Origin of the sequence: Kocuria sp. CPCC 205231, assembly GCF_040980965.1 — a bacterium.
In the GTDB taxonomy this organism is placed as follows: Bacteria; Actinomycetota; Actinomycetes; order Actinomycetales; family Micrococcaceae; genus Kocuria; species Kocuria rosea.
Genome location: NZ_JAVKPP010000001.1, coordinates 32,819 through 58,723 on the forward strand (window position 1 = coordinate 32,819; position 25,905 = coordinate 58,723).

26 protein-coding genes are annotated in these 25,905 nt (G+C 73.0%); 7 read left to right on the forward strand and 19 right to left on the reverse strand.

Annotation, left to right across the window (positions count from 1 at the left end):
- The first annotated feature begins 44 nt into the window (after nucleotides 1–44).
- Nucleotides 45–1,394: an HAAAP family serine/threonine permease gene (locus RF640_RS00190; protein ID WP_368826101.1), complete on the forward strand. Its 1,350-nt coding sequence runs from the start codon at nucleotides 45–47 to the stop codon at nucleotides 1,392–1,394.
- An 85-nt stretch (nucleotides 1,395–1,479) separates the two neighbouring features.
- Nucleotides 1,480–2,505, forward strand: a complete 1,026-nt coding sequence (locus RF640_RS00195) for a LacI family DNA-binding transcriptional regulator (protein WP_368826103.1) — start codon at nucleotides 1,480–1,482, stop codon at nucleotides 2,503–2,505.
- Here the strand turns inward: RF640_RS00195 and RF640_RS00200 are convergent.
- From RF640_RS00200 to RF640_RS00260, 13 genes are all read right to left on the reverse strand, one after another.
- Nucleotides 2,471–3,817, reverse strand: a complete 1,347-nt coding sequence (locus RF640_RS00200) for a glycoside hydrolase family 32 protein (RefSeq protein ID WP_368826105.1) — start codon at nucleotides 3,815–3,817, stop codon at nucleotides 2,471–2,473. The genes RF640_RS00195 and RF640_RS00200 overlap by 35 nt on opposite strands.
- Entirely contained in the window at nucleotides 3,814–4,701 is an 888-nt protein-coding gene (locus RF640_RS00205; RefSeq protein WP_368826107.1) for a carbohydrate ABC transporter permease, read from the reverse strand. Before RF640_RS00205 ends, RF640_RS00200 begins: the two co-directional genes overlap by 4 nt.
- 28 nt (nucleotides 4,702–4,729) lie before the next feature.
- A complete protein-coding gene (locus RF640_RS00210) occupies nucleotides 4,730–5,584 on the reverse strand; it encodes a carbohydrate ABC transporter permease (RefSeq protein ID WP_368826325.1) in 855 nt (284 codons plus the stop codon).
- Nucleotides 5,585–5,676: 92 nt separating this feature from the next.
- Nucleotides 5,677–7,083 (reverse strand): extracellular solute-binding protein, encoded by a 1,407-nt coding sequence (locus tag RF640_RS00215; protein WP_368826109.1) that lies wholly within the window; start codon nucleotides 7,081–7,083, stop codon nucleotides 5,677–5,679.
- Between the two features lie 145 nt (nucleotides 7,084–7,228).
- Entirely contained in the window at nucleotides 7,229–7,846 is a 618-nt protein-coding gene (locus RF640_RS00220; RefSeq protein ID WP_368826111.1) for a maleylpyruvate isomerase family mycothiol-dependent enzyme, read from the reverse strand.
- A gap of 47 nt (nucleotides 7,847–7,893) precedes the next feature.
- Complete coding sequence (locus tag RF640_RS00225; RefSeq protein WP_368826113.1) at nucleotides 7,894–8,082, reverse strand: hypothetical protein; 189 nt, start codon at nucleotides 8,080–8,082, stop codon at nucleotides 7,894–7,896.
- A 100-nt stretch (nucleotides 8,083–8,182) separates the two neighbouring features.
- Nucleotides 8,183–9,421, reverse strand: a complete 1,239-nt coding sequence (locus tag RF640_RS00230; protein ID WP_368826115.1) for a sensor histidine kinase — start codon at nucleotides 9,419–9,421, stop codon at nucleotides 8,183–8,185.
- Nucleotides 9,414–10,115 (reverse strand): response regulator transcription factor, encoded by a 702-nt coding sequence (locus RF640_RS00235; protein ID WP_017834962.1) that lies wholly within the window; start codon nucleotides 10,113–10,115, stop codon nucleotides 9,414–9,416. The genes RF640_RS00230 and RF640_RS00235 overlap by 8 nt, the downstream gene beginning before the upstream one ends.
- 19 nt (nucleotides 10,116–10,134) lie before the next feature.
- On the reverse strand, nucleotides 10,135–10,515 hold the full coding sequence (locus tag RF640_RS00240) for a hypothetical protein (RefSeq protein ID WP_290467669.1): 381 nt from the start codon (nucleotides 10,513–10,515) through the stop codon (nucleotides 10,135–10,137).
- Nucleotides 10,515–12,020, reverse strand: coding sequence for an Ig-like domain-containing protein (locus tag RF640_RS00245; RefSeq protein ID WP_368826118.1), 1,506 nt, complete (start codon nucleotides 12,018–12,020; stop codon nucleotides 10,515–10,517). Before RF640_RS00245 ends, RF640_RS00240 begins: the two co-directional genes overlap by 1 nt.
- A 172-nt stretch (nucleotides 12,021–12,192) precedes the next feature.
- Nucleotides 12,193–12,825, reverse strand: a complete 633-nt coding sequence (locus tag RF640_RS00250) for a signal peptidase I (protein ID WP_368826120.1) — start codon at nucleotides 12,823–12,825, stop codon at nucleotides 12,193–12,195.
- An 88-nt stretch (nucleotides 12,826–12,913) separates the two neighbouring features.
- The gene (locus RF640_RS00255) at nucleotides 12,914–13,474 is read right to left on the reverse strand and encodes a TasA family protein (protein ID WP_109269076.1); all 561 of its coding nucleotides are present in this window, start codon (nucleotides 13,472–13,474) and stop codon (nucleotides 12,914–12,916) included.
- Between the two features lie 215 nt (nucleotides 13,475–13,689).
- The gene (locus tag RF640_RS00260; RefSeq protein ID WP_368826122.1) at nucleotides 13,690–14,385 is read right to left on the reverse strand and encodes a dienelactone hydrolase family protein; all 696 of its coding nucleotides are present in this window, start codon (nucleotides 14,383–14,385) and stop codon (nucleotides 13,690–13,692) included.
- A gap of 163 nt (nucleotides 14,386–14,548) precedes the next feature.
- Between RF640_RS00260 and RF640_RS00265 the strand changes: the two genes are divergently transcribed.
- Both RF640_RS00265 and RF640_RS00270 read left to right on the forward strand, forming a co-directional pair.
- Nucleotides 14,549–15,580: a peptidase gene (locus tag RF640_RS00265; protein ID WP_368826124.1), complete on the forward strand. Its 1,032-nt coding sequence runs from the start codon at nucleotides 14,549–14,551 to the stop codon at nucleotides 15,578–15,580.
- A 158-nt stretch (nucleotides 15,581–15,738) separates the two neighbouring features.
- Complete coding sequence (locus RF640_RS00270; RefSeq protein ID WP_368826126.1) at nucleotides 15,739–17,997, forward strand: esterase-like activity of phytase family protein; 2,259 nt, start codon at nucleotides 15,739–15,741, stop codon at nucleotides 17,995–17,997.
- Nucleotides 17,998–18,082: 85 nt separating this feature from the next.
- Here RF640_RS00270 and RF640_RS00275 read toward each other — a convergent pair whose 3' ends face one another.
- Nucleotides 18,083–18,784, reverse strand: a complete 702-nt coding sequence (locus RF640_RS00275; RefSeq protein WP_368826128.1) for a Pr6Pr family membrane protein — start codon at nucleotides 18,782–18,784, stop codon at nucleotides 18,083–18,085.
- A 92-nt stretch (nucleotides 18,785–18,876) separates the two neighbouring features.
- Here RF640_RS00275 and RF640_RS00280 point away from each other — a divergent pair, with 92 nt between their 5' ends.
- A complete protein-coding gene (locus RF640_RS00280) occupies nucleotides 18,877–19,722 on the forward strand; it encodes a DUF1524 domain-containing protein (RefSeq protein WP_232035212.1) in 846 nt (281 codons plus the stop codon).
- A gap of 147 nt (nucleotides 19,723–19,869) precedes the next feature.
- Here the strand turns inward: RF640_RS00280 and RF640_RS00285 are convergent, their stop codons facing one another.
- The 3 genes from RF640_RS00285 to RF640_RS00295 all read right to left on the reverse strand — a co-directional run bounded on the left by RF640_RS00285 (nucleotide 19,870) and on the right by RF640_RS00295 (nucleotide 21,943).
- Nucleotides 19,870–20,100, reverse strand: a complete 231-nt coding sequence (locus RF640_RS00285; RefSeq protein ID WP_346216178.1) for a winged helix-turn-helix domain-containing protein — start codon at nucleotides 20,098–20,100, stop codon at nucleotides 19,870–19,872.
- Nucleotides 20,101–20,342: 242 nt separating this feature from the next.
- Nucleotides 20,343–20,843: a hypothetical protein gene (locus RF640_RS00290; protein ID WP_368826130.1), complete on the reverse strand. Its 501-nt coding sequence runs from the start codon at nucleotides 20,841–20,843 to the stop codon at nucleotides 20,343–20,345.
- Nucleotides 20,840–21,943, reverse strand: coding sequence for a TerC family protein (locus RF640_RS00295; protein ID WP_368826132.1), 1,104 nt, complete (start codon nucleotides 21,941–21,943; stop codon nucleotides 20,840–20,842). Before RF640_RS00295 ends, RF640_RS00290 begins: the two co-directional genes overlap by 4 nt.
- A gap of 236 nt (nucleotides 21,944–22,179) precedes the next feature.
- Between RF640_RS00295 and RF640_RS00300 the strand changes: the two genes are divergently transcribed.
- Nucleotides 22,180–22,929: a class I SAM-dependent methyltransferase gene (locus RF640_RS00300; protein WP_229587499.1), complete on the forward strand. Its 750-nt coding sequence runs from the start codon at nucleotides 22,180–22,182 to the stop codon at nucleotides 22,927–22,929.
- A gap of 130 nt (nucleotides 22,930–23,059) precedes the next feature.
- Here RF640_RS00300 and RF640_RS00305 read toward each other — a convergent pair whose 3' ends face one another.
- Nucleotides 23,060–24,199 carry an MBL fold metallo-hydrolase gene (locus tag RF640_RS00305; protein WP_368826134.1) on the reverse strand — a complete coding sequence of 380 codons (1,140 nt, stop codon included), beginning with the start codon at nucleotides 24,197–24,199 and terminating at the stop codon, nucleotides 23,060–23,062.
- A 123-nt stretch (nucleotides 24,200–24,322) separates the two neighbouring features.
- Nucleotides 24,323–25,231, reverse strand: coding sequence for a LysR family transcriptional regulator ArgP (locus tag RF640_RS00310; RefSeq protein WP_368826136.1), 909 nt, complete (start codon nucleotides 25,229–25,231; stop codon nucleotides 24,323–24,325).
- A 70-nt stretch (nucleotides 25,232–25,301) separates the two neighbouring features.
- Between RF640_RS00310 and RF640_RS00315 the strand changes: the two genes are divergently transcribed.
- Nucleotides 25,302–25,898, forward strand: a complete 597-nt coding sequence (locus RF640_RS00315) for a LysE/ArgO family amino acid transporter (RefSeq protein ID WP_031283834.1) — start codon at nucleotides 25,302–25,304, stop codon at nucleotides 25,896–25,898.
- Nucleotides 25,899–25,905: the final 7 nt, after the last annotated feature.

Below are 25,905 nucleotides of genomic sequence, written 5' to 3' on the forward strand. Positions count from 1 at the left end.
ATCGTCCCTGAGGTCCACCCCATGTGCACCCAGCGAGGACCACCATGTCGCGCTCCCCTGCCCCGCGGACGATCTCCGCCGACGCAGAACCTGCTTCCGCCCCGACGACCACGCCGACGACCACGACTCCCGCCCCGGACCGCTCGACCGCGGCACCCGGTGCCCGGAGCCGGCCCTCCGCGGTCGACACCGGCTGGATGCTCGGCCTGTTCGGCACCGCCATCGGCGCGGGCATCCTCTTCCTCCCGATCAACGCGGGGGCCGGCGGCCTGTGGCCGCTGCTCGTGGTGACCGTCCTCATCGGGCCGATGACCTACCTGTCCCACCGGGCCCTCGCACGCTTCGTCTGCGCCTCGCCGCGCAAGGGCGAGGACATCACGGTCGTGGCCCGCGACTACTTCGGGGAGGGCGCCGGGCAGGTGATCACCGCCCTGTACTTCCTCGCGATCTACCCCATCGTCCTGATCTACGGGGTGGGCATCACCAACACGGTCGAGAGCCTGCTGGTCAACCAGCTGGGCCTGCCGCCGGTGCCCCGCGTGCTGCTCTCCGGGGTGCTGATCGCCCTGATGATGCTGGTCATGGTCGCCGGTCAGCGCCTCATGCTCGCGGTGACCCAGTGGCTGGTCTACCCGCTGATCCTCGCCCTGCTGGGGGTGACGGTCTACCTCGTCCCCACCTGGCAGGTGGGCGACCTCGCCGTGGTGCCGTCCGCCGGCGAGTTCACGCTGTCGGTGTGGCTGATCATCCCGGTGCTGGTGTTCGCGTTCAACCACTCCCCCGCGATCTCGCAGTTCTCCCTGGCGATGCAGCGCGAGCACGGGCCGGACGCGCCCGCGGCGGCGTCCCGCGTGCTGCGCCGCACCACGGTCCTGCTGGTGCTGTTCACCATGGGCTTCGTCTGGTCCTGCGTCCTGTCCCTGGGCGCCACCGGGCTGCAGGAGGCCCGGGAGGCCAACCTCCCGGTGCTCTCCCACCTGGCCAACGTGCAGGACAACCCCTGGATCGGCTACCTCGGCCCCGCCGTGGCGGTCGTGGCGATCGTCTCCTCGTTCTTCGGCCACTACCTGGGCGCCAGCGAGGGCGCGGCGGGCATCGTGCGCAGCATGCTCCCCGCCCGGATCCGGCAGCCGCAGGACCGGACGCTGCGCCGGGGGATCGCGGTCTTCATCTTCCTCACCACGTGGGCGGCCGCGGTGCTCAACCCGAGCATCCTGTCCCTCATCGAGTCCCTGGCCGGGCCCGTCATCGCCGTGATCCTGTACCTCATGCCGATGTACGCCGTGCACCGGATCCCGGCGCTGGCGCCCTACCGGGGGCAGCTCTCCAACGTGTTCGTGACCGTCGCCGGGCTCGTGGCCATCAGCGGCATCCTCTTCACCCTCGTCCGCTGAGCCCCCGGCCCCGGGCGGGGCGTCCCCGATAGACTGGGGGCCGCACACCGACCCGGTTCGAGACCGGTGCTACCGCCGGAGGAACATGGCCCGCAACCCCACTGCCGCCGATGTCGCGCGCGAGGCCGGGGTCTCCCGGAGCGCGGTCTCGATGGTCCTCAACAACAACGCCGACGGCAACGTCTCGCCCACCGCCCAGCAGCGGATCCGGGAGGCCGTGCAGCGGCTGGGCTACGTGCCGAACGCGGTGGCGGTCGCCCTGCAGAGCCAGCGCACCAACACCATCGGCGTGATCACCGACGAGATCGTGACCAGTCCCTTCGCCGGCCGGATCATCAGCGGCGCAGGTTCCGTCGCCCGCCCGGCGGGCTACGTGCTGACCGTGGCCGACACGGAGGGGGTGCCGGGGCGCGACCTCGAGCTCGCCGAGGCCCTGATCCACCGGCACGTCGACGGGCTGGTCTACGCCACGGGCGGCCTCGTGGAGCTGGACCCGCCCGAGCCGCTGCTGCACCGCCCCGCGGTGCTCGCCAACTGCTACGACCCGCAGGAACGGCTCGCCGCGGTGATCCCGGACGAGGTGACCGGGATGCGCCGTGCCACCGAGCACGTGCTGGGTCTGGGGCACCGCCGGATCGCCCTGCTGACCGGCACGTCCGACTCGCCGGCCACGCCGCTGCACCGGCAGGGCTTCGAGGCGGCCTGCGAGGAGTTCGGCCGCGAGGGCCTGCGGCTCACGGTCGAGCCGACCGGCTGGGAGATCCAGGACGGCTACCGGGCGGCGCAGCGGCTGCTCGCCCTGCCCGAGCCGCCGACGACGATCCTCGCGTCCAACGACCGCACCGCCACCGGCGTGCTGCTCTGCGCGGCGGCGTCGGGGCTGCGGGTCCCGGAGGACCTGTCCCTGGTGGGGGTCGACGACCAGCAGAGCGTGGCCGATCAGCTCGTCCCCGCGCTGACGACCGTCGCCCTGCCGCACCGGCGGATCGGGGCGCGCGCCGTGGAGCTGCTCCTGGAGCAGCTCCACGGCCTCGAGATCCCGCCCGCGGTGGAGCGCATCGACTGCCCGCTGATCGTCAGGGCGTCGACGGGCCCAGCGCCCACCCGGTGACCGTGCCCGGCTCGACCGCCGCGCACCAGGTCTCCCCGTCCTGCGGATACGCACGCAGGGTGTGGGAGGGCCCGTCCTGCGCGTAGAGCTCCACCAGGGAGCCGTCGACCACGACCGTCGCCGCGCGCCCCGACCAGACCTCGCGCTCGCCGGCGGGTCCGCGCAGCAGCAGGCGCACGGCGGCGTCCGGGCCCGTGGCGCGGAGCTCGGCGGCGTCCGGCAGCTCGACCGTCCCGTCCGCGGACGTCAGCTCGAGGGGCCCGCGCCGGTGCCCCGCGCACTCGGCGGCGGGGGCCGGGACGAGGACGTCGCCGTCCAGCCGGAGCTCGCGCGGCCAGGTGAGCAGTCCGGCCCACCCCTCCTCGTCGCTGACCTGCTCCGGCCGCGTCTCCCACGACCAGCCCCACAGCAGGGTGCGGTCCTCCAGCGCCAGCACCTGGGGCGCGTAGAAGGCCGGCCCCGTGTCCACGGCACCACAGGCCTCGGGGTGGAAGCGTGGGGCGGCCCCCCGGGCCCGGACCCCGTCGTCGTCGTCGTCGGAACCCTCGTCCATGCGGCCGACGACGTAGCGCACGTCCTGCAGCCGGCCGGACCCGTCCTCCTGGCGCATCCACCGGGAGACGATCAGCACCCAGCGGGACACCTCGCCCTCGACCACCTCGAAGAGCTGGGGGCACTCCCAGATCGAGGCGTCGAGGTCCGCGCTGAGCACGGGGTGGTCCGAGGTCAGCCACACGCCCAGGTAGGACCAGTGCGCCAGGTCGGCGGCGTCGTAGAGCAGGATCGCCGCCCGGCCGTCGGCCAGTCCCGCGCCCTGCAGGGCGTACCGCCGGCCCGCCCAGCGGAAGAGGAAGGGGTCGCGCACCGCGACGACGTCGGGGTCGGCGGGCATGTCCGCCGCCGTGACGCCCTCCTGTCGCCAGGACCGGAGGTCCTCCGAGCCGGTGGCCAGCGTCACGCGGGACCGGTCGTCGGCGGCCTCGACACCGCTGTAGACCGCCACGGGGCGCCCCTCGTCCACGGTGAGCACCCCGGACCAGCAGCCGAACGCGTCGGGGCCGTGCCGCTGCGGGCGCAGGGCCACCGGCTCCTCCTGCCACGTCACCAGGTCCGGGGAGGACAGGTGCCCCCACTGGATGGCGTCGTGCCGCGCGGAGCCGGGGTTGTACTGGAAGAACACGTGCCAGGTGCCGTCGACCCGGCACAGCCCGTTGGGGTCGTTGAGCCAGCCCCGGGCCGGCCGGGGGTGCGTGCGGGGGAAGGCCCGGCCGGCGGGCAGGACGGCGGGGGCGGTGCTGGGAGAGAGGGTCATTTGCTGCTTCCTGCGGTGAGGCCCTCGCGCAGGTAGCGCTGCCCGAAGACGAAGACGATGAGTGCGGGGATCATGGAGATCACGACGCCGGCCAGGACCACGGAGATGCTCCCCGTGCCCAGGTTCCCCTGCAGGGACACGAGGCCCAGGGGGAGGGTGAAGTTCTGCTCCGAGATGGTCAGGATGAGGGGCCGGAAGAACTCGTTCCAGTGGTAGTTGAACGCCAGGATGCCCACGATGGCCATGCCCGGCAGGGACAGCGGCGCGTAGACGGAGAAGAACGTCCGCCAGGGGCTCGCGCCGTCCAGGGCGGCGGCCTCGGCGAGGTCGTTGGGCAGCCCCATGAAGTACTGGCGCATCAGGAACGTGCCGAACGCGGTGGGGATGGCCGGGATGATCAGCGCCAGGAGGGTGTCGGCCAGGCCCATGCCGCGGACCAGCATGAACACGGGCACGATCGTCACCTGGACCGGGACCATCATGGTGGCCAGGACCACGCCGAACATCAGCCCGGAGCCCCGGAAGCGCATGCGGGCGAAGACGTATCCGGCCATGGCCGCCGTCAGCATCTGCCCGGCGGCGATGAGGGCGGTGACCAGCGCGCTGTTGAGCACGAGCCGCACCAGGTCGATCTGCCGGGCGACCTCGGCGTAGGCCGTGGTGTCCGGGTCCGTGGGGAGGAACTTGGGCGGAAGGTCGAAGGCCTCGCTGGGGCTGCGCAGGGACGTCGACAGGGTCCACATGACGGGCCCCAGGACCGCGACGGCGGCGACCAGCAGGAAGAGGAGGCCGGCGACGCGCCCCGGGCTGGGCAGGCCGCGGCGGCGGCGACGGCGGGGCACGGGGCCGGCCGTCCGGGGCGGGGTGTGAGCGGGTGCAAACATGAGGTGGTCCTTCGTCGGTGGGAAGAGCTCACTGGTAGTGGACGTAGCGCCGGGAGAGGCGGAACTGCGCCAGGGTGACGAGCATGATGAGCACCATGAGCACCAGCCCGATGGCGGAGGCCTTGCCGAACTCCAGCTGCTGGAACGCCGTCTGGTAGACGACCATCACGGCGGAGCGGGTCGAGTCCCCGGGGCCGCCGCGGGTGAGCACGTAGGGCTGGTCGAAGACCTGCAGCGCGGTGATGATCGCCGTCACGGACGCCACCAGGAGCGTCGGGCTGACCAGGGGCAGGGTCACGTTGCGGAACTTGGACCAGCCCGTGGCGCCGTCGAGATCGGCCGCCTCGTAGAGCTCCTTGGGGATGGACGCGATCCCGCCCAGCAGGATGAGGAACGTGAAGCCGAAGTTCTGCCACACGTAGACGAGCACCACCACGAGCGAGGCCCCGGTCGTGGTGGTCAGCCAGGGCACCGCGGGCAGGCCGACATTGGTGAGGAGCCAGTTCACGACGCCGAACTGCTCGTTGAACATGTAGCGCATGAAGATCGAGACGCTGGCCGCGGAGAGGATCAGCGGGAAGAAGAACGTGGAGCGGAAGAACAGCCGCAACCAGGCCGGCATCTTCCCCTGCACCAGCACCGCCAGGGTCATCGCGAGGGACAGCTGCAGAGCCACCGCGACCACCACGAACACGATCGTGTTCAGGAAGGAGACCCGCACGGTCCGGTCCGTGACGAGCTCGGTGAAGTTGCGCAGCCCCACGAACTCGGGCGCGGAGATGATGTCCCACTGGAAGAAGGCCAGCACCACGGAGGCCAGGATGGGCAGCACCGTGAAGACGCCCATCCCGATGACGGTCGGAGCCAGGAAGACGACGGTCATCCACCTCTCGGCCCGGGAGCGGGTCCGCCGCGGCGACGGCACCGGTGCGGAGACCGTGGTGCGGGCGACGTCCGGTGCCGGTGCGATGGTGGTCATGAGTCCTCCCCGAGGATGAGAGCGAGTTCGGTGTCGAGCCGGTCGAGGGCCGAGGTCATCTGGCCGGCGCCGCCGCCCATGGCGACCGCCACGTTCTTCATGAGCGCGGACTCGACGGCGGCCTGCTGCGGCGGGGCGGGGATGGGACCGGTGCTGGGGAAGCGGTCCAGCGTGTCGTAGAAGACCTGCCAGTGCTCGGGACCGGCCCCGCGGTAGAAGTCCGCGGTGACCATGGAGCGCCGGCTCGGCGTGGTGTTCGGGTGGGGGGTGGCCAGCTGCATCGACTCCTTGCGGGCCGTGAACTTGATCCACTCCCACGCCTGGTCCTTGCGCTCCGAGGTCTTCATCAGCGCGTAGCCGGCGCCGCCGAACTGGTGCCGCTGCGTGCGCCAGCGCGGGAAGAACTGCACGTCGAAGGCCTCCGGCCCCATCCCGGCCTCGTTCAGCCCCTGCGCCCAGTACCCGCCGGCCGGGGTGGCGCCCACGCGGTTGGAGGCGAACAGGCCGATCAGGGCGTTGCCGCCGCCCTCCTCGGGGCGCACGCCGAGGCCCTCCTGCACGAGCTCCCGCAGGTAGTCGAACGTCTCCGTGACCCGCTCGTCCCGGACGTTGGAGCCCGTCCACAGGTAGCCGCCGCTGCGGTCGGCACCCGCCGGGTGGTCCCCGTAGAAGCCGTTCCACAGCCATCCGCCGCCCGGCGCCTTCTCCTCGGTGAGGAAGCTGGTGCCGTTGGCGTAGAGCCAGGGGACCACACCGCCGAACAGGCGGTTCGTCCAGTAGTAGGGGCGGAAGGAGCCCTCGTTGGAGCGCTGCATGGCGCGCATGAGCCCCGTGAAGTCGTCCTTGGTCCAGTCGTCGGCGGGCCGCTCCGCCCCGGCCCGGCGCAGCGCCGCCGTGTTGAGGTACATGTTGGCCGCGTTGAACTCCAGCGGCAGCTGGTACAGGTTCCCCTTGTACATGAAGGCCTCGACGAGGCTGGGGTGCACGTCGCGGAAGTACTCGCCCATCGTGGCGGCGTCCCGCTGGACGAAGCTGTCGAGGGGCACCGCGAGCCGGTCGGCGAACAGCTGGGTGCCCTCCGTGGCCACGTACACCAGGTCCGGCGCCTGGCCGGCCGCGACCATGGTGAGGATCTTGGAGAAGAAGTCCCCCCAGTCCGCGCTCTGGACGGCCTGGATCCGCACCGGGATGTCCGGGTGCTCGGCCTGGAACTCGTCCACCAGCTGCTGCCGGTTCGCGGCGTCCTGGGCCGTGCCCTGGATCGCGACCGTCAGGACGTCCTCACCACGGCCGGGGATGTCGGAGCCGGTCAGTCGCGGCCACGCCCCGACGGTGGCCCCGGCCAGGGCGATGCCGCCGACCCCCAGTAGCGCGCGACGGGTCAAGCTGCTCGCTGCAGTCATCCGCGTGTCCTCACTCTGCTGAACTAACACGTGTCAGGTTCCTGACACGTGTTAGGAGAGTAGGGACATCCGGGCCGGGGTGTCAAGGATCACACTGCGGGGCCGTCACACCATCGCATCGAGGGCCGTGCGGGACGGCGAACGCTCAGCGCGCGAGTCCGGCGGCTCCGGGGCCGGTGAGCTCCTCGGGGCCGACCGCGCGCCCGGACACCGCCAGCAGCAGCGCGAGGACGCCGCCGCGCACCTCCGGGCCGGTCCCGGCGACCAGGTCGGCGTCGGTGGCCACGAGCCGCAGGCCCGCCGCCCGCTCCTTCCCGCCGCCGAGCTTCGTGCTGGTCCGCAGCTGGTGGCGCAGGGCCTCGGCGACCGGTCCGGCCGGACGGTCCCGGGTGAGCGAGAGCGGGCGCCGGATGTCCTCCCCGTGCACGAACGCCTCCACCAGCCGGGTGGCCGGCGCCGCCGGCGCGCTCGTGGTGCGGCCGCTCACCGCGCGGAACGCGGCCAGGGTGTCCCGCGGGTCCGCACGGCGCTCCCGCGCGACGCCGCGGGCGTTGCAGCGGTCGAAGTCGAAGCGGGCGGCCGCGAGGCGGCGGAGGAAGCCCAGGCGCGTGGTCCGCGCGTCGTCGACGAGGTGGGCGAGGACGTCGTGGACGTCCCAGCCCGGGCACAGCGAGGGGGTCGCCCACCGCTGCGCCGGGAGGTCCTCCAGGTCCCGGATCAGCGCCCGGCGCTCGGCGTGGACCACGGGCCAGATCTCGGTCATGGGGACTCCTCGGTGCTCGGGCGCCCGGCGTGCTCGGGGCGGTGGGGTCAGGGGCGGACCCGCACCCGGGCCAGGTCGCGGGTCAGGCGCAGGTCCCACCCGGTGCCGAGGACGGCGATGAGCAGTGCCGCGGTGAGGGGCTCCGGCTGCTGCAGCACCACCGCCAGGGCGACCAGTGCCGCGGTGAGCACGGCGGTCGCGGTGCGCGTCATGGTCCGGGTGGTCGTCTGCGTCATCGGTTCTCCCTGGGTGGTCTCGGGCGTGCTCCGGGGCCGAGCCTGGCACGGCAGGCTGTGCCGGAGCTGTCACCGCGACCGGCGGTGCCTGGGCGTCGGCTCAGGTCGACGGTGCCGCCGGCAGCCGCAGCAGGAACGTGGTGGTCGGGGCGGACTCGAGGGTGAGGCTGCCGCCGAGGGACTCGGCGAGCTCGGCGGCGACCGTCAGTCCGATGCCCTCGCCCCCCTCCCCGGTGCTGACGTGGCGGTCGAAGATGCCCCGGTCCACGGGTCGGTCCCCCTCATCCTGGACCGTGATCGCCCAGTGCGTGCGGGCATCCCTGGCCCGTACGCGCACGACTCCGCGGCCGTGCCGCAGGGCGTTGTGGATGAGCACGTCCAGGATCTGCTGCAGCAGCCCGGGATGCGTGCGGACGCGGGCGGGACGCGGTGCCATCGCCGTGACGGTGCGGCCCGCCGCACCGGCCTGCCGGTCCCAGCGCGCGGCGGTCTCGGCGGTGAGCAGCGCCAGGTCCACGGGCACCGGGCGCTCCAGACGGCGGCCGTGGGAGTGCTCCAGCAGCTCGGTCACGGTCCCGCTAAGCCGGTCCAGCTCTCCCAGCGCCCGGTCGAGCTGCTCGGACACCGCGGGGGCGGTCTCTGGCCAGTAGGTGAGGTCCTCGAGCTCCAGGCGCAGGGCGGTGAGCGGGGTCCGCAGCTGGTGGGAGGCGTTGGCCGCGAACTGCCGCTCGCGGTGCAGGAGGGCCTCGAGCTGCCGGGAGCTGGTCTGCAGCGCCACCCCGATGGCCCGGGCCTCGGGCAGCGTGGAGTCCATCGGCGGCAGGCTGAAGGTCCCGTCCCCCAGCCGGCGGGCGGCGTCGGCCAGCTGCTGGAAGGGCCGCGCCAGCCCGCGGGCCAGCACCACCGCGGCGAGGACGGCCAGGACCACGACCCCCAGGCCGATGAGCACGATCGGCATCACGGCATCGGTGATCCGCTCGCTCACCGCCGCACCGGAGCGGGTCAGCTCCAGGGCGCTGCCGTCCGGCAGCCGCCGGGTCGCCACCACGTCCGCGGCGTGGCCCTCGGCCTCGCCCGCCGACGCCAGCACCCGGCCGTCCGCAGCCCGGTGGACCAGGACCTCTCCGTCGTGCACGAGGGCGTCAAGGTCCTCGTCGACGGGTCCACCGCCGCGCGAGCGCTCCGTGAGCACGGCTGCGATCAGGTCCGCGGAACGCTCGGTCTGCTGGACCACGGTGGTCTGCGCCTGCTCGGCCACCATGTAGGCCCGCGGGCCGCCGTACAGGACGATCACGGCGATCGCCAGACCGACGAGCGCCGTGACCAGCCGGTCACGCATCCGGCGGGCCGTCCTCGAGCCGGAAGCCGATCCCGCGCACGGTGACGATCTGGGCCGGCGCCCCGGAGTCGGCCAGCTTGTGCCGCAGCCTGGCCACGGTGACGTCGAGGGTCTTGGTGGAGCCGAACCAGTTCTCGTCCCACACCCGGTCCATGAGGTGCTCCCGCGTGACCACGTCCCCGCGGACACCGTCCAGTTCGGCCAGCACGTCGAACTCCTTGGCGGTGACCGGCAGGACCGCGTCCGCCACGAAGGCCTGCCGGGACCGCGGGTCCACCCGCAGCCCCGGGGCGGTCTGCGGCTGCGGCACGGGAGCGGTGGACGGGCCGATCTGCCGGCGCAGCAGCGCCCGGACGCGGGCCAGCAGCTCGGCCAGGCTGAAGGGCTTGGCCATGTAGTCGTCGGCGCCCACGTCGAGGCCGACCACCCGGTCGATCTCCGAGCCGCGCGCGGTGAGGATGAGCACGGCCCCGGTGTAGCCGTCCTCGCGGGCCTGCCGGCACACGTCCAGTCCGTCCCCGTCCGGCAGCCCGAGGTCGAGGACCACCAGCGGGAACCGCCCGGTGGCGGCGCTCGCGAGGGCGGCCTGGCCGGTGCTCACCCGCTCCACGGCGTACTGCTCCCGCTCGAGGGCGCGGGTCAGGGGGAGGGCGATGCCGTCGTCGTCCTCCACCAGGAGGATGCTGGGGACCATTGCAAAAGCATATCCATTCTCATGGGACTGCCCGGTGTCCCGCGTCATGTTTCGGCCGCAGGCCCACCAGGACGACGACGGCGCCCGCCATCGCCGCTGTTCCCGTCACCGCGAGGCCGGTCCGTGCGCCCGCGTGACCGAGCCCGGGCAGGCCGAGCGCCGCCAGCAGGCCCTCCCCGAAGAGCACGAGCGCCGCCACGAGCACCAGGGTGAAGCGGGCCGCGAAGCAGCCGCGGAGCCGGAGGCGCACGGCACCCACGACGCCCAGTGCGGCGCCGGCGAGGAGCAGCACGCTCAGATAGGCGGCCTCGTCCCGGATGAGCACGGCCTGGACGGCGAGGACTGCGGCGAGCAGCACCGCGGCCACGGCGGTGGCCCGGCGGGCGCGCGGACGGCGCATCAGAAGTCCCCGTCCGCGGCGCCGGTCTCGTTGACCGCTGCCGACGACACGGCCTTGCCGGCGAGGTCCTTGACGGCGGTGCTGGGCGTCCAGGCCATCGTCGGCGTGCTGTTCGTGCTCGGCGTGCCGCCGCCCGTCCTCTGGCCCAGTGTCACGGTGATCACCGTGCGCGGACGGCCGTCGACGACGACCGCCCCCGCCGTCATGGTGGCGTCGAACCGGGCGCTCGTCGAGACCGAGAGGTAGTCGGCGTCCAGGTTCACGGAGCCCACGGAATCGGTCCGGGCGGAGCCGGCCACGGTGATGCTGCTGTCGGCGAACCAGCCGCTCTGCATGTTCAGCGCGGTCGCCAGTGCGCTGCCGTCCCACCCGGTGCTGATCGTGTTCAGGTCCACGAGGTGGCTGTAGGTGTAGGTGATCGTGTCCCCGGCGTCCATCGTGCCGGCCCTGCCCCCGTTGGCGGCCTGGACGTCCACGCCGCGGACCACGGTGTTGAGCACGTGCCGTTCGGGAACGGACGCCGAGGCGGTCTCCCGCCCCTTGCTGTCCACCAGGACCGTGCGGAGGTCGTAGGCGCCGTCTGCCACACCGGTCGTGGTCCAGGCGCAGCTGTACGGCGCGGTGGTGTCGGTGCACACCGTGCTCCAGGTGGTCGTGCCGGCGGGGGCGTACTGGAAGCGGACCGCCTGCACCCCCGCGGTGGAGGCAGCGGTGGCGCTCAGCGTGGTGCCGCCGGACAGGTAGGTCTTCGGGGCGGCCAGGGTGACGGTGCTGACCGGGTTCTCGACCTCCCGGTTCGCGACCACCGCGGAGGTGGTGGCGTTGCCGGCGCGGTCGGTCGCGACCGCCCGGAGGTCGTAGCGGCCGTCGGGCAGCTGCCGGGTGTCGTAGCGGCAGGAGTAGGGGGCGGCGGTCGCGGTGCACAGGTCCCGGTAGGTGCTCGAGCCGCTCGGGGCGTACTGGAGGACCACCGTCTGCACACCGGTGCCGGGGTCGGCCGCGGTGGCCTCGAAGGTCCGGGTGCCGCCGAGGAGCGCGCCGGGATCGATCATCGTCACGACGGGCCCGGTGTTGTCCACCACGGTGGTCGCCACGGCGGAGACCGCCGAGTACCCGGCCCGGTCGGTCGTCACGGAGCGCAGCGCGTAGGAGCCGTCCACGACACCGGGGGTGCTCCACGTGCAGCGGTAGGGGGCCGAGGCGGTGGTGCACACTGTGCGCCACTCGCCTCCGGAGGCCGAGCGGTACTGGACCGCGACGGTGTCGATCCCGGTCTCGGCGTCTGCGGCGGACGCGGTGAGGACGACCGAGCCCGCCAGGATTGCGCCCGGAGGGGTGAGGGACGTGGTGGGCGGGGTCCAGTCCGCGGCGGCCCGGACGGTGCCCTGCGGGTTGTCCGAGCGGCTCGTGAAGGACGCGGAGGAGAACTCGGCGGTGCTGCTGAGGCCCAGGAGCAGACCGAGCACGACGACGAGAACGGCGGTCGCAGCGGTTCGTGCGGTCATGGCGATCAGTGGCTCCCGGGGCGTGGGTCGAGGTCGGTGTGGGCGAGGACCGGGTGGTCGGTTCCCACGCTAGAGAGCCGGTGGCAACAGCCGGGGAACAGAGGCCGCTCGCAGTTCCACAGTTCGGCAACACCTCCGCGGCACGGCGTGCGGCATGCCGTGCCGCCGCGGGTCAGACCGCGGCGGCGGTCCTCCGGCCCGGGACAGGGCGTCTCGGCGGGCCGTCGAGGCGCTTCCGCGCCGTGGCGGCAGACGGCTGGGGGGTCGCGGTTCGGGGCCGGGGACGGCGCAGGACCTGCACGACCTCGATCGCGCAGCGGAGGGCGATGAGCCCGGCCGGCACGCCGATGACGAGCTGCCGGACCTGCGGGTCGGACAGGGCGATGAACGCCCAGCCGAGGTGGGGGACGGCGTGGTCCAGACGGGCCTGGGTGGGCCCGGGCAGCTGGAAGGTCCACGGGTCGGCGTCGGCGTTGGCGTCGCCCTGGGTCCGGAACACGGGCCCGCTCTCGGACTCCTCGACGGTGAGGATGCGGTGGGTGACCAGTTCGGTGAGCCCGGAGTCCGGCGGGGGCAGGTAGGTGATGACGTCGCCGACGGCCAGGTCCGCCACCGGCACCGCGCTCTCGATGGCCAGGGTGCCCTTCTCGAAGGTCCCGGACATCGACGCGCCGGTGATGACGTAGCGCTCGTAGCCCAGCGCACCGGGCACGAGCATGGCCAGGGCCAGGGCCAGCACCACGAGCGCCGCCAGGTTCAGCAGCACCCGGGAGGCGGTCCGGGCCGCGATCCGCACAGCACGCACGGTGTCCTCCTGCTGCGGGCGCACGCCCGCGGTCGTGTCGAGCAGGGACGGCGGGGCCCGCCCGTCAGGGCCGGCCCCGCCGGACGGGTCACTGGTCGGTGGTGGTGCCCGCGGACTGCACCGCGTCCCAGCTGTAGGTAGCCGTGGCGGTCTTGCCCTGCTCGGTGTTGTCGGCCTTCGAGTCGAGGGTGACGCTGAAGACGAACGTCTTGGCCTGGCCCGGAGCCCAGTCGCCCAGCACCAGCGGGCCGGCGGCGGTGAGCTCGCCGAAGGTACCGGTCCACACCGGCGCGGTGGAGCCGGACTCGGTGATCGTGAGCCGGAGGTTGGACTTCGTGGTGAACCCGTTGGTCGCGGTCTCCGTGAGCTTGAAGCCGGCGCCGAGGGAGCCGGAGTTGGTGATGGTGACCGAGCCGTTGAGGGTGTCGCCGGGCTTCATGTTGTCGAGGTTGAACACCGCACTGTTGGCCTTGGAGTTCGTCTGGGTCAGCGAGCCGGTGCTGAAGGCGTTGGCGGAGTTCACCGAGTTGGAGGTGAAGTCCGCCCCGGAGCCCACGGCGAGCGCGGCGGCGGCGGCTAGGCCGGCGAGGGGGACGAGGACGCGGTAGCGGCGGGGGCGGGAGACGGTGGCGACGGCGGTGGCGGTCATGGGAGGAGCCCTTCGTTCGGTGGTGCGCTGCGGTGGGTTGTTGACTCCAAAACTACGGAGCGCCGTTCCACCGCTCGGCCACGCATTTGCCTCCGCAAAGCCCCAGTTCCACCACACCCGACGCCGGGCGCCACCGTTTCCTACATCCTGGTAACAACCCGCGCAGCAGGACGTTTCCCCTTGTGGGCGGGTCGGGGGACAGCCCTCGCCATCGACTACCGGACGTGCTCGCGCAGGAAGGCGACCGCGCGCTCCCAGGCCGCGGCCGCGGCGTCGGGGCGGTGGTTCGCCCGGTTCCGGTCGTTGTGGAAGGCGTGCGGGGCGTCGTAGTAGTGGAACTCGACCACGGGTGCGGAGGACTCGCGGCGGAGCTGCTCCTCGAGCGCCTGCGCCTTCTCGACCGGGTAGGACGAGTCCTCGCGGCCGTAGTGGCCCTGCACCGCCGCGCGCACCCCGTGGCAGGCGTCCGGCACGCCCTGGCCGACGCCGTAGAACGGCACCGCGGCGCCGATCCGCCCGCCCTGGTCGGCGGCGAGGGCCAGGACGAACCCGCCGCCCATGCAGAAGCCGATCGCCCCCGCCGTGGAGCTGGTGACGGCCTCGTGGCCGAGCAGGAAGTCGACGGAGCCGGCGAGCAGCCGCACGCCCTCCTCCTCGGGCAGCCGGGACATCATCTCGGCGGCCTCCTCGCCCTCGTGGGTGATGGACCCGCCGTAGAGGTCGGGGGCCAGGGCCACGAAGCCCTCGGCGGCGAGCCGGTCCGCGACGTCCCGGATGTGGTCGGTGAGCCCCCACCACTCCTGGATCACGAGCACGCCGGGACCGCGGCCGGCGTCCGGCAGCGCCAGGTAGCCGTGGGCCCGGCCCCCGGCCGAGGGGAAGGTGACGTTCTGGTGCGGGGTGGTCTCCACTGCGGTGCTCCTTCGGGTCGGGGCTGCGTCGGGCCAGTGTAGGCAGGAGTGTGGACAGGCGATTCCCCGTCACGGGCCGGTGCGGGATCCCCCGCCGTGTTTGCTTTCGTACACTTCAGTGTGGGCCGCGTGACGGCCTGATCCAGCACAGAAGCCAGGAACCATGCACCAGCCCGGTGGCGCCACGCCGCAGCGGGGAGCGTCGCCCCGGACCCGCGACGAGCACGCCGCCGCCGCGCGCCTCCCGCGGTCCCCGAGCGGACGGACGCCGCAGTGGGTGCTCGAGGAGGCGCTGGAGCAGCAGCGCGAGGCCTTGCTGGGCCCGGGCGCGCGCCGGCGCCGGGACCGGCGCGCCGCCCGGGCGGCCAGGGCATCCGCCCGCCGCTGGGCGAGGGCGCCGCGCAGGCGCAGCCCGGCGTGGCGGGGGACCCCGGCCGTGGGCGTCGTGGTGCTGCTGATGCTCTGGTTCACGCCCGGGCTCTTCCAGGACTACGCGCTGCCGGTCATCCGCCCCTACCTGCCGAACGCGTCGGCGCCCCCGCCCGGGGTCGGGGCCGCACCGGCGCCGCTGGGGGCGCCCCCGGCGGTCGAGGACGTCGGCGGCCACCGCTTCATGGACTCCCCGGACCCCGCCCAGCCGATGGTCGCCTACGACCCGTGCCGTCCGGTGCACTACGTCGTGCGCCCGGACGGCGCCCCGCCGGGCGGCCGGCAGCTCGTCGAGGAGGCGGTCGCCGAGATCTCCGCGGCCACGGGTCTGCGGTTCGTCCCCGCGGGGACGACGACGGAGGCGCCCGCCGAGCAGCGCGCGCCCTATCAGCCGGACCGGTACGGCCGGCAGTGGGCGCCCGTGCTCATCGCGTGGGCCGACGAGGCCGAGGTGCCGGGGCTGGCCGGCAACGTGGTGGGCCTCGGCGGCAGCACGGCCCGGCAGGCGCCCGGAGGGCCGTTCGCCTACGTCACCGGTCAGGTCGCCCTCGACGCCCCCGGTCTGGCGCCGGTGCTGGAGCACCCGGACGGGGCGGCCCACGTCCGCGCGACCATCATCCACGAGCTGGCGCACGTGGTGGGGCTCGCCCACGTCGACGACCCCACCCAGATGATGCACCCGGCGGGCGGGGCCACGGTGCTCTCGGCCGGGGACCGGGCCGGCCTGGCGAAGCTGGGCGCCGCGCCGTGCGTGCCGCGGCTCTGACCCGGACCGCGCCGGCATACCGCCCGGATCCGGAGCGGAGCCGCAGGTCGGAGCACGGTGGGCGGACGCCCGGTGGGTGAACGACCGGCGCGGCGTCGTTCGCCGACATGTTCCCCGGACGCCACCGTCCGGCCACGCCCCGGTCCTACGCTCGGCGCATGCGCAGAGTCCCAGCAGCAGCCGCACTGGCCGCGGCCGTCCTCCTCACCTCCACGCCGGGGGCGCTCGCCCACAGCGGCGATCCGGGCCGCGGGCCCGCCGGCGCGCCCGTGCTCGAGCAGCGCGCCACCCTCTCCGCCGACCACCTCGCCGAGGGCCCTCCCTCCGGGGCGGCGGCCACGCCGGCGAACGGCCGCACCGGCCCCTTCGGCGGCCAGGTGATCCCGGGTTTCTCCGCCATGGTCGACAACGGCGACGGCACGTTCTGGGCTATGCCGGACAACGGCTTCGGCAACCAGGAGAACTCCGCCGACTTCCTGCTGCGGCTCTACCGCATCGCCCCGCAGTGGGAGACCGCCGAGGGCGGGAGCGGCGAGATCGAGGTCCAGGACCACGTGTCGCTGCGGGACCCGCACCACCGCATCCCCTTCCCCGTGGTGCACGAGGACACCGAGGAGCGGCTGCTGACCGGCAACGACTTCGACGTCGAGTCCGTGGTCCGCCAGCCGGACGGCACCTTCTGGATCGGCGAGGAGTTCGGGCCCTTCCTGCTGCACGTGGACGCCGAGGGCGTGGTGCTCGAGGAGCCCGTGCCGCTGGCCGACGTCCGCGACGGCGGGACGGGCACGCTCGAGTCGCCGCAGAGCCCCTACCTCGAGGACGGGGAGCGGCCCGCCGTCGGCGCCAGCAAGGGCTTCGAGGCCATGGCGGGCTCGCGGAACGGCCGCTACCTCTACCCGATCCTGGAGGGCGCCCTCGCCGACGACGACGATCCGCGCCGCCGGCTGGTCCTGGAGTTCGACACGAGGACGCGGGAGTACACCGGCCGCACGTGGGACTACGAGACGGACACCGACGCCAACCTCGTGGGCGACGCGTTCCTGACGGGTCAGAACCGGCTCCTGGTCCTCGAGCGCGACGACCTCGACGGCCCCGCGGCGGTCACCAAGCGCGTCTACGCCGTCGACCTTCGCCGCACGGACGACTCGGGTCACCTCGAGAAGGAGCTGGTGGCCGACCTGCTCGCCATCGACAACCCGGCCGGCATCGGCACCGGGACCTCCCCCGGCGCCTACGGCGTGGGCGAGCAGTTCTCCTTCCCCCAGCAGTCGGTCGAGGTGGTCCTGCAGCTGCGGGACGGCCGCCTGCTGGTCGGCAACGACAACAACTACCCGGGCAACGACGCCCGCGTCCCGGGCACCCCGGACGACACCGAGCTCTTCGTGCTGGACCGCGAGCGCCTCGAGCCCGCGGCCGGGACGGGCCCCGGGGTGATCGGTCACCGCGGCGCCTCCGGCTACCGCCCCGAGCACACGCTGGCCTCCTACCAGCTCGCCATCACCCAGTGCGCCGACGTCGTCGAACCCGACCTCGTCCCCACGAAGGACGGCGAGCTCGTGGCGCGGCACGAGAACGAGATCGGCGGCACCACGGACGTCGAGGACCGCCCGGAGTTCGCCGAGCGGCGCACCACCAAGGTGGTCGACGGCGCCGAGGTCACCGGCTGGTTCACCGAGGACTTCACGCTGGCCGAGCTGCGCACCCTGCGCGCGGAGGAGCGCATCCCGGAGCTGCGCCCGGGCGGCACCGCCTTCGACGGCCTGTACCCGGTCCCGACCTTCGAGGAGGTCGTGGACCTCGCCCGCCGCTCGCGCACCTGCGACGGCGAGCCGGTGGGGATCGCGCCCGAGCTCAAGCACCCCACGTACTTCGACTCGATCGGCCTGTCCCTGGAGGAGAGGACGGTCGAGGTGCTCGAGGCCAACGGCTACGGCGACGAGGCGGACCCGGTGGTCCTCCAGAGCTTCGAGACCGCCAACCTGCGCGAGCTCGACGGGATGACCGACGTGCGCCTCGCCCAGCTGGTCGACTGCTCGGGCGCGCCGTTCGACCTCGTTGCCGCCGGCGATCCGCGCGGCTACGCGGACCTCACGACGGCGGAGGGTCTGGCGGAGATCGCGTCCTACGCCGACATCCTCGGCGCCTGCAAGGACGTCATGATCCCGCGGGAGACTGACGACACCCTCGGCGAGCCGACGGCCGTGATCGCCGACGCCCACGCCGCGGGTCTCGAGGTCCACGGCTGGACCTTCCGGGCGGAGAACTTCTTCCTCCCCGCCGAGCACCGCGCCGGCGCCGATCCGCGGGCGCACGGCGACCTGGCGGGGGAGATCAGGGCCTTCGTGGAGGCCGGCATGGACGGACTCTTCTCCGACCACCCGGACCACGCGGCGGCGGCCCTCGAGGACCTGTCCTGACGACCCGTTCCGGCGCCCTGTCCTGACGCCGGCGTTCCAGGGGCCGCCCGGGCCGCACCGGGCGGTCCCTGCGCGGCCCGGCCCGTCACCGGCGGCGCTCGGCCCCGTCGTCGGCGGGAGCCCTGGTGCGGAGCCGGGAGAACCCGACGAGGACCGAGGCCGTCGCCGTGATCGCCACCGCGAGCACCGCGATCCAGACCGCCACGGACCCGTAGCCGCCGGCGGACCCGTGCGGGTCCAGGAACGGATAGGGGTACCACCAGGGGTTGCCGGTGCCCTCGTCCAGCACGAACGGCGCCCGCACCAGGGTGTAGACGGCCCACAGCACCGGATAGACCACGATCCCGCCGACCGTCCGCCACCGGACCGGGCTCCGCCCCGGGGCGAGCAGCCAGTCCAGCAGCGCGTAGACCGGGACGATCGTGTGCAGCACCTCGTTGGCCCACGGCTGCTCCAGGGCCGCCTCCTGCGGCAGAGCGCGCAGCAGCGCGTTGTAGACCACTCCGGTGGTGACGGTGTACGTCGTGGCCGCGGCGCGCAGGGCCCCGAACCACGGCGGGTCGGCGCCCCGCCGTGCGAGCAGGTACCACGCGCCGAACCCGAACACCACGGCGTGGAACAGCGACGTCTGGATGGTGAAGTAGCTGAAGAAGTTGGCGACGTCGACCGCGATGGCCCGGTCCCCGCGCTCGATCCAGAACCGCAGGTACGCCTGCAGCCGCCCGGCCACTGCCACGACCAGGGCCAGGCCCATCAGCACGCGGGCCGCGGCGAAGCACCGTCTCATGTCTGCCCTCCTCCGGTGCCGCAATCTACCCCGAACGGCTGACCTGCGAGAATAGGGGTCCCGACACCACCGGCCGGAGCGGAGGGAACACCGTGCGCAGGTTCGAGCCACCGCAGACCCGTGCCCGGCGGACGCTGCTCGTCCCGCTCGCGGTCGCCCTGGGCGTCCTGACCGGCTGCACGCCGCAGGCCGTGGAGGCCACCTCCCCCGCCGCACGGGCGCTCGCGGCCCTGCCCGTCGAGAACGCCGGCGGCGGGGAGGACTACGACCGGCTCGCCCAGTTCGGGGACTGGGCCGATCCCGACGGCAACGGCTGCGACGCCCGCAACGACGTCCTGGCCCGGGACCTGACCGGTGACGTCCTCCACGACGACGGGTGCAGGGTCCTCTCCGGGACCCTCGATGACCCCTACACCGGGCGGACGATCGAGTTCGTCCGCGGACCGCTGACCTCCGCCGACGTGCAGATCGACCACGTGGTGGCGCTGAAGAACGCGTGGATCTCCGGGGCCGACCGGCTCACCCGGGACGAGCGCACGGCCCTGGCCAACGACCCGCTCAACCTGCGGGCCGTGGACGGGCCGACCAACGGGGAGAAGTCCGCCTCCGACGCCGCCGGGTGGCTGCCGCCGAACGAGTCCTTCCGGTGCGAGTACGTGGCCACCCAGATCGCGGTCAAGACCCGCTACGAACTGTTCGTGACGGCTCCCGAGCGGGACGCCATGGCGGACGTGCTGGCCGGGTGCCCGGACCAGGACGTGCCCACCGACGTCCCGCCCGCCGGGAACACCGCCGCGGGGCCGTCACCGGCGGAGGAGGTCCACTACGCCGACTGCGCCGCGGTCCGCGCCGCGGGTGCGGCGCCCCTGCGCTCGGACCAGCCCGGCTACCGCCCGGAGCTGGACCGAGGCGGGGCCGAGGGCCTGGCCTGCGAGTGACCGAGGGTGCCGCGATGCACCGGGAGGCCGCGGCGCTCTCCGCGGAGGACCACCGGGGCCGTCACCGGAACGGCGCGCGTGGGCCCGGCCTGACCCCCACACACCGTTCCTCGTGCAGCTCGGGAACGGACTCCCTCCGGCATCGACTCAGCTGTTCTCCTGCGACGGAGCCGCCGCCCCGGGGGCGAAGATCGCGAGGAGCTCGCCCACTTCGTGGGCGGCAGTGGCCGGATGGCGGAAGTGCCGGTGGGTGTCGACGGTGTAGTGGCTGCGCCGGCCCACTCGGTGCCGGGTGAGATAGCCGGCGTCCTCGAGGTCCTTGAGGATGGTCAGGGTCGCCCGGGTGGTGATGCCCACCTGGGCGGCGATCTCGGTCACCCGGGCGTCCTGGGACCGGGCCACGGCCAACAGGACGTGGCCGTGATTGGTGAGCAGCGTCCACGGCGGGCGCTGGACCGGGCCGGAGTCCTCCGCTCCTGCCGCGTCGGAGTGACCTGGGGCCGGGGAGGAGGTCCGAGCCGTACCGGGATTTGAGCTGGAGGGCAATGGCGGGGTCCTTGTCGTCGGGGCGTCCATGGACTTCTCGTCGACCGGTGTGCCGTCCCGAGGGGGCACGGGCATCACAGTTGGGCCAGTCGGCGGGAGCGCGCCGGGCGGTGCACGCTGAACGGGGAGCCGCCGGCCTCGGCCACGAGCAGGACCTCGGCCCCGTGCCGCACCGTGGGCACCGGCAGCTGTGCCGGGGTGACGATCACGGCAGCTCCGATCCGGGCGCCCGCGTGGGACACGGCGATGGCCCGCACCTGCTGGGCGCGGCGGAAGGGGCAGGATCGGTGCCACACCACCTGCACCTCGGCGCTCATGCCGGCGGCGTCGAGGGTCGGGCGGGTGCGGGCGGCGATGGCCTCGGCCTCGCGCAGCCCTTCCTGGCGGACCCGGCCGGCGATGACGGCGTCGGTCGTGAAGGCCGAGCGCAGCATCGGCACCAGCAGCAGCAGCGGGCGGTCCTGGTCGGTGGCGATCCGGACGGCGCAGCGAGCCACCGCGACGGCCTCGGGCCCGTCGGTGATCACCGCGACCACGATGCGGCACGGTGCCGGGGACAGGTGGACCAGGGTCATCGGGGGTCTCCTTCGTGCGGGTGGACGCGCTCGGGCTCGCGGTGGGTGTCCTGGGCCTGGGCCTGTTGCGGTCGAGTGGCCGGGCGTGACGCCGTGCGCCGGGTCCACACGGGCTCCAGGGCGGCGTCCTCGGCCTCGGTGGCAACCCGGAACGGGGGCTCGGCCGGGGCCGGCAGCGCCTGGCGGCCCTGTCCGCGGGTGGCGCGCAGGCTGGCGACGACGGAGACGGTGATGATCGTGGCGACCACGGCCAGCGACACCGGGGTCGGGATGTAGAACACGTCGATCTTCAGCAGCATCTTGATCCCGACCCAGATCAGCACCAGAGCCAGGCCGATCTTCAGGTACACGAAACGGTGGATCAGATCGGCCAGCAGGAAGTACATGGCCCGCAGCCCCAGGATCGCGAAGGCGTTGGCGGTGAAGACCAGGAACACCTCGTCGGTGACGGCGAAGATCGCCGGGATCGAGTCCACGGCGAAGACGACGTCGGTGGCCTCGATCAGCACCAGCACCGCCAGCAGCGGGGTCGCCAGCCGCACCCCGTTCTTCCGGACCAGCAGCTTCTGCCCGTGGTAGGCCTCGGTCATCGGCACGAAGCGGCGGAAGCCGCGCAGCACCATCGACTGCTCGGGGTTCAGGTGCTCGTTGCGCTGGCGGATCATCCGGTAGCCGGTGTAGAGCAGGAACGCGGCGAAGACGTAGAGGATCCAGGAGAAGTTCTGGATCAGCACCGCCCCGGCGGCGATGAAGATCCCGCGGAACACGAGGGCACCGAGCACCCCCAGGAACAGCACCCGGTGCTGGAACTCCCGGGGGACGGCGAAGTAGCTGAAGATGATCGCCCAGACGAAGACGTTGTCCACCGCCAGGGACTTCTCGATCAGGTAGCCGGCGAAGTACTGCTGACCGAACTCCGGCCCCCACACCTGCCAGACGATGACGCCGAAGGCCACGCCGAAGGCCACCCACACCCCCGACCACACCGCCGCCTCGCGCACTCCGATCACGTGGGCGCGGCGGTGGGCGAACAGGTCCACGGCCAGCATCACCACGATGAAGCCCAATACCGCGGCCCAGATCCAGAACGGGACATCCATGACGAAACCTTCCGATCGATCTGATCGGAGGTCTCTCCCGGCCCCGGCTGGGGCCCGTCCGCCGGACCCGCACGGGGTCGTAGTGACGACGGAACGCTGGTGGGATACTCCCCTCCCTGTGCAAACAAGTGAAGCACGCTTCACCCATGGATTCAATGGGGTCTGTCGCACCACATGATCGCGGGGCGGCAGCCTCACTGCTCTTCCTTTCGCACGGCAGGACGGAGAAGAATCTGATGATGGACCTTCCCCGCATCTTCACCATCCGCGAGAGCACCCACCGGATCCACAACCCGCTGACCGCGGGCAAGCTCGCGGCCCTGGGCGAGGCGCTCCGTCTCGACCCCGGGACACGGATGCTCGACCTGGCCAGCGGTTCGGGCGAGATGCTGTGCACCTGGGCGCGTGACCTGGGTTTCACGGGCACCGGGGTGGACATCAGCACGGTCTTCACCGAGCAGGCCCGGGCCCGCGCCGTCGAACTCGGCGTCGCGGACCGGGTCGAGTTCGTCCACGGTGACGCCGCCGGCCATGTCGCGGACCAGCCGGTCGACCTCGCCGCCTGTATCGGCGCCACGTGGATCGGCAACGGCGTCGCCGGAACCGCCGAGCTGCTCGACCGCAGCCTCCGCCCCGGAGGACTGATGCTGATCGGCGAGCCCTACTGGCGGCGGCTCCCTCCGGACGAGGAGACCGCCCAGGCATGCCACGCCACCGGCATCGCCGACTTCCTGCTCCTCCCGGAACTGATCGAGCAGTTCCAGGCGCTCGGATACGACGTCGTGGAGATGGTGCTGGCCGACCAGGACAGCTGGGACCGCTACGCCGCCGCCCAGTGGCTCAACCTGCGCCGCTGGCTCGACCAGAACCCGGACGACGATCTGGCCACCGAGGTACGCGAAGAACTCACCACGGAGCCCGCCCGCTACGCGCGCTCCACGCGTGAGCACCTCGGCTGGGGAGTCTTCGCCCTCATGGAACGCTGATCTTCCGGAGCAGGTTCCCGGGTCAACGGGCGTACGACCCGGCGGGACCGAGGAGGTCGAGGCCGGGGCGCAGCACGACAAGGCCGGTCCGGGAGTCCCAGGAGCGCCTGGAGGAAGGCATGGGAGGCGGTTAGAGACTGATCTCGTCCAGGTCGGCCCCGACGATCAGCCGACCGCTGTACCCCTGCTGCGCCGCCTGCCACTTCTCGAGCGGCCAGCTGCCGGGCACGAAGTGGTTGAGCACGAGCGTCGGGACGCCGGCCTTCTCCGCGATGGCGCCCACCTCTTCGACAGGGGTGTGGGACTTGATGAGGTGCTGGAAAGCCGCTTCGTCCTCGGGGCTGCGAGGTTCCGGATAGCGCTGGGCCGCCCATTCGGTGGCGATCACCTCGTGCACCAGCACATCCGCGCCCCGTGCCATCCGGACGAGGTTCTCGCTGGGTCCGGTGTCGCCGGAGAAGACGACGCTGCCGTCCTCGGTGTCGAAGCGGAAGGCGAAGGAGGGGAAGACCGGAGCATGCTGGACCAGGGTCGCGGAGACCTTCACCCGGTCGTCCTCGTAGAAGACCACCGGCTTCATCCGCGGGTGCGGATCGCCGTTCGGGTCGTCGACGAGACGCTCCGGCAGGGGGATGTCGTGACCGGCGAACATGTCCTGCGGAGCGGGCATGCCGCCGTCGATGGCGCGATCGTTGAAGTCCGTGGCGAAGGCACGCACGAGCAGCCCGACCATCTCCGCGGTGCCCGGGGTGGGGTTGTCGGGGGCGGTGATGGGCGGCATCGGATGGGTGCCGGTCTTCGGCGGCAGGATCCCGCGGTTGCCGGGGCCCCACACCGGGACAGGGCGGTCCGCGGCCACCAGACCGTTGTAGGCGCCCAGGCTGAGGATGTTCGACAGGTCGTTGATGTGGTCCGAGTGCAGGTGGGTGAGGAAGATCGCGCGCAGATCGCTCAGCGCGGCCCTGGCCTGCCAGTTCCCGAGCTCGGCGTCCATGAGCCGGAATCCGACGCCCTCGCCGGTGTCCACGAGGTAGTAGCGGTCACCGACGACCAGCGCGCTGGCGATGCCCGTGCGCGGCGGCTCGGTGGCGCCCCAGCCCGGACCACCGCTGGTGCCCAGGAGGACGATCTTGGTCCGTGCATCGGAACGCAACGGCGTGCGGGCCGCCGCCGCAGCCACGGGGGCCGGGGCGAGCAGAGGAACAGCACCGGCAGCGGCGAGACCGCCGAGCACCGTACGACGCGATACGGGACGTTCTCGAGAGGACATCAGGACTCCTGGGCAGGCTGCAACGAGACGCACTTCACACTGGTCCGCGCGCCGTCTGCTCAACAGGCGGTCGAGCACCACCCCCCTTCCCCGCATCGCGAGCGCACTGACCGACTGGGGCCCCTACGCCGGCGGGCCGGCCCCAGGCCCGTCCTGCGCCGTGGCGCGCAGGTGCTCCCGGGCGACCCGGCGGACGCACGCGGTGATGCGGTGCAGCCGCTCGGAGTCCAGGGCCCAGCTCTGCCAGTAGAGGGCGACGTCGTGGTGCGCGTGGTCCTCGAGCAGGGCCAGGGACCCGTCGGCGAGCTCCGTGCCCAGCTGCAGCTCCGGGAGCATGCCCCAGCCCAGACCCGCCCGGACGGCGGCGAGGAAGCCCTCGGCGGACGGGACGGTGTGGGTGGGCGGGGACCGGTCGACGCCGCGGGCGCGCAGTGCGCGCAGCTGCAGGTCGTCCTTGGCGTTGAACCGGAGCACCGGCATGTCCGCCCAGTCGACGCCGGCCTCGGTGGTGAACCGCCGGCGCAGGGCGGGGGTGGCGACCGGGACGTAGCGCATGAAGCCCAGCCGCTCGAGCCGGCACCCGCTCACGGGGGCGGGGTCGCCGGTGACGGCGCCGATGACGTCCCCCTGGCGCAGGAGTCGGCTGCTGTGGTCCTGGTCCTCCACGTGCAGGTCCAGGGTGGTGTCCGACCAGCCGGCGGCCTCCTGCAGGACGGGCACGAACCAGGTGGCCAGGGAGTCGGCGTTGACGGCCACCGGGGTCACCGTCCGGGAGGAGACCCCGTGGCCGAGGGAGTGCAGGGCCTCCGCCTCGAGCACCTGCACCTGGCGGGCGGTGCGCAGCAGCACGGCCCCGGCCTCGGTGGGAGTGCAGGGCGCGCCGCGGCGCACCACGACCTGGCCCACGGAGGCCTCCAGGGCCTTGATCCGCTGGCTGACGGCCGACGGGGTGATCCCCAGGGCGTCCGCTGCGGCCTCGAAGGTGCCCTCGTCGACGATCGCGGTCAGGGCGCGCAGATGCTCGAAGTTCATGAAGCAAAGCTAACGCACCCGTCAATTCTTTCGTTTGTCTGCATCGCGGGAGCTGGCTACCGTCGAGGCCATGTGGAGCATCTGGGGTACCGGGCTGATGAGCGGGCTGGCGCTGATCGTCGCCCTCGGCGCGCAGAACGCGTTCGTGCTGCGGCAGGGCATCCGCCGCGAGCACGTGGGGGTGGTGGTGGCACTGTGCGCGGTCAGCGACGCGGTGCTGATCCTCGGCGGCACGGCCGGGATCGGGGCGCTGGTCTCCCGGTTCCCGGAGGCCCTGGACGTGCTGCGGTGGGGCGGGGCCGCCTACCTGACGTGGTGGGCCGTGCGGTCCTTCGCCTCGGCCCTGAAGCCGTCCTCCTTGACCGCCGAGGCCCCGCGCTCCCGCGGATCGGTCATCGCCACCACACTGGCCCTGACCTACCTGAACCCCCACGTCTACCTCGACACCGTGGTGCTGCTGGGCAGCCTCGCCAACCAGCACGGAACCGACGCCCGGTGGATCTTCGCCCTCGGTGCCGTGGTGGGCAGCGTGGTGTGGTTCTCCGCCCTGGGCTACGGCGCCCGGGCGCTGTCCGGGGTGCTCAGCAGCCCGCGCACCTGGCGGGTGGTGGACCTGGTGATCGGCGTGGTGATGCTCGCCCTGGCCGTCAACCTGGTGCGGGGCTGATCCCGCG